This window comes from Streptomyces sp. (genome assembly GCF_031178505.1).
Classification (GTDB): Bacteria; Actinomycetota; Actinomycetes; order Streptomycetales; family Streptomycetaceae; genus Streptomyces; species Streptomyces gulbargensis.
On sequence record NZ_JAPSIW010000815.1, the window covers coordinates 1 to 3010 of the forward strand.

The 3010-nt window shown below is 75.0% G+C and carries 3 protein-coding genes; 2 read left to right on the top strand and 1 reads right to left on the bottom strand.

Annotation, left to right across the window (positions count from 1 at the left end):
* The first annotated feature begins 89 nt into the window (after positions 1-89).
* Positions 90-1022, top strand: coding sequence for a C40 family peptidase (locus tag RIF68_RS32805; RefSeq protein ID WP_309055030.1), 933 nt, complete (start codon positions 90-92; stop codon positions 1020-1022).
* Between the two features lie 72 nt (positions 1023-1094).
* On the opposite strand, the gene RIF68_RS32810 is transcribed toward RIF68_RS32805, so the two are convergent.
* Positions 1095-1970 (bottom strand): NAD(P)-binding domain-containing protein, encoded by an 876-nt coding sequence (locus tag RIF68_RS32810; RefSeq protein ID WP_309055032.1) that lies wholly within the window; start codon positions 1968-1970, stop codon positions 1095-1097.
* 85 nt (positions 1971-2055) lie between these two features.
* On the opposite strand from RIF68_RS32810, the gene RIF68_RS32815 reads away from it, so the two are divergent.
* Positions 2056-3010 (top strand): helix-turn-helix domain-containing protein (locus RIF68_RS32815; RefSeq protein ID WP_309055034.1); only part of this gene is annotated, 955 nt, incomplete at its 3' end.

Below are 3010 nucleotides of genomic sequence, written 5' to 3' on the forward strand. Positions count from 1 at the left end.
GCCAGGCGGATTCGCCCCTTCCGCGCACAACTGTGGCGCAACCCACGTTTCTTGAAGGGAACCGTGTCGCCCTGATAGCGGTTGTACCCATGTCCCACACCGCTCACATACCCAGCCACCGGAAGCCCCGCCGCAGCGCCTCCAAGCTGGCGCTCCGCGCCGGAGTTGCCGGTGGCGTCCTCAGCACCATCGCGGTGGCCGGTGCTGCCGGACCGGCGAATGCCGAGCCGGTGACCGAGACCATCGAGATGCCCACGCTGGGCTCCCTCGGCACCGACCTGGCGAGCGCCGTCTCCGCCTCGGCCGAGGCCTCCCAGCAGGAGGCCCTCGACCAGCACCTGCTGGCCCAGGAGAACGCGGCCCTGCAGAAGGCCGCCCAGGAGGCCAAGAAGGCCAAGGCGGAGGCCGACCGCAAGGCCGCCGCCGAGCGCGCCGAGAAGGCCCGCGCCGAGGCCGAGGCGAAGGCCGAGCGCGAGCGCGCCGAGGCCGCCGAGCGTGCCGCCCGCGCCCAGGCCCGCGCCCAGCTCGCCACCACCTCCGCGAGCACCTCGGACGACAGCGGCTCCTCGTCGTACGACTCCTCCGGTTCCTCGGAGTCCTCCCGGTCCGCCGGCTCCGACAGCGGCTCCTCCGCCTCGGAGGAGGAGACCACGCAGGCCCCCGTCTCCGGCTCCGCCGCCGCGATCGTCTCCTTCGCGCGCGCCCAGGTCGGCGACGCCTACGTCTCCGGCGGCACCGGCCCCAACTCCTGGGACTGCTCGGGCCTCGTCCAGGCCGCCTACCGCCAGGCCAACATCGACCTGCCCCGCATCTCGTACCAGCAGTCGAGCATGGGCACCTCGGTCTCCCTGAGCGACCTGCAGCCGGGCGACATCCTCTACTGGGGCAGCCGCAGCGGCTCGTACCACGTCGCCATCTACGTCGGCGGCGGCATGTACGTCGGCGCGCAGAACTCCTCCACCGGCGTGGTCGAGCGCTCGCTCGACTGGGACCCGCCGTCGGGCGCCGTGCGGATCCTCTGATCCCGCCACCCGTGCCGAAGGGCCGTCACTCCTCGGGGGAGCGACGGCCCTTCGCGTACGTCCCCGTACGCCTCACGCCGTGCGGAACGCCTCGATGATCCGGGCGTAACTGTCGCCGCCGTGCCCGGCCGCCACCGCCTCCCGCATCAGCTCCAGGTGCAGCCGCGGCAGCCGGTCGTCCACCCCCCGCGCCGCACCGGCGTGCAGCAGGTGGCCGATCGCCGCGACCTGGACGTCGATCGTGGCGTCGTCCCCCGGATACGCGCCGGCCTCGATCTGCCCGGCGTAGCCCGACATGAACCGGGCGACCGTGCCCATCCAGCGGACGGCGACCTCGGTGAACTCCTTCGCCGGAACGCCGTCGGCACCGGTGAGGGCCGTCGCGTGCAGCCAGCCGCCGAAGACCGACCACATCAGGCCGAGCAGTCCCGCGTCGTACAGCGAGGCGAGGCCCGCGTCCGGGCCGAGGTCGACCGGGTCGCCGAGGACCGCGAGGGTCTCGCGGTGGGCGGCGAGCAGCTCCGGCGAGCCCGCGTACAGGATCATGTTGGCGCTGTCGCCGACGCCGGGCGGCGTGGTCATCACGGCGCCGTCGAGGTACCCGATGCCGTGGGCCGCCGCCCAGGCGGCCTCCTCCCGGGCCTGCTCGGGCGAGCCCGAGGTGAGGTTCACCAGGACCCGGCCGCGCAGCGCGTCCGAGACGGGGGCGAGGAGGTCCCGGACGGCCGCGTGGTCGAGGACGCAGACCACGACGAGCTCGCTCGCCGCGACCGCCTCGGCGACGCTCGCGGCGCTCCGGGCGCCCCGGGCGACCAGCGGACCGGCCTTCTCCGGGGTGCGGTTGTGGACGGTGGTGGGGTGGCCCGCGGTGAGGAAGGCGTCGGCGAGGGCGCTGCCCATCCGGCCGAGCCCGATGACGGTGACGTGCTGTTTCGTGCTGTCGCTCATGCGTCCCACGCTCCCAGCGGCGAGAGGCCGCCGACAGCGGAGGAACCGCCCGCGTGCGCACGGTTCCTGCCATAGGCTCGTCGGCATGAGCGCAGGAGTGGTGGCCGTCGCCCTCGTCCCCGGCGGGACACCCGGGGTCTCCCCCTGGGACCTCTACGAACTGTCCGTCGCCACCATGGTCTTCGGCATCCCGCACACCGACCTGGCCGACCCCTGGTACGCGCTGCGCGTCGTCGCCGGCCCCGGCCCGCACAGCACCCACGGGCTCGACGGACTCGCCGACGCGGACACGGTCATCGTGCCGTCGGTGCCGGACGGCGTCGTCGAGGGCCGCGAGAGCCTGCCCGGCGACCTCGTCGAGGCGCTGCGGGCTGCGGCGGACGGCGGGGCGCGGATGGTGTCCATGTGCAGCGGGGCCTTCGCGCTCGCCGCCGCCGGCCTGCTCGACGGCCGCCGGGCCACCCTCCACCGGGAGTACGCGCCCGAACTCGCCGCGCGCCACCCCCGCGTCGACGTCGACGCCTCGGTCCTCTACACCGACGAGGACACCGTGCTCACCGGCGCGGGCGCCGCCGCCGGCCTGGACCTGTGCCTGCATCTCGTCCGCAAGGACCTGGGCGCCACCGTCGCGGGCGCCCTCGCCCGGCGCCTGGTCGTCCCGGCCCCCCGGGCGGGCGACCGCCCCCAGTTCGTGGAGACGCCGCTGCCCCCGGGTGAACGGGACCTGCTCGGGCCCGCGCTGGAGTGGGCCCTGGAGCACCTGCACGAGCCGCTGACCGTCGGGGAACTGGCCCGCCGGGCCCGCATGAGCCCGCGCACCTTCCACCGCCGTCTCCGCGAGACCCACGGCACCACGCCGCTCCAGTGGCTGCTGCAGCAGCGGGTCGCCCGGGCCCAGACGCTCCTGGAGTCGACCGACCTGCCGGTGGAACGCGTCGGCGAGCACAGCGGTCTGGGCACGGCGGCGAACCTCCGCCGCCACTTCACGCGCGTCCTGGGCCTCTCCCCGACGGCCTACCGGCGTGCGGTCACGCCTTCGG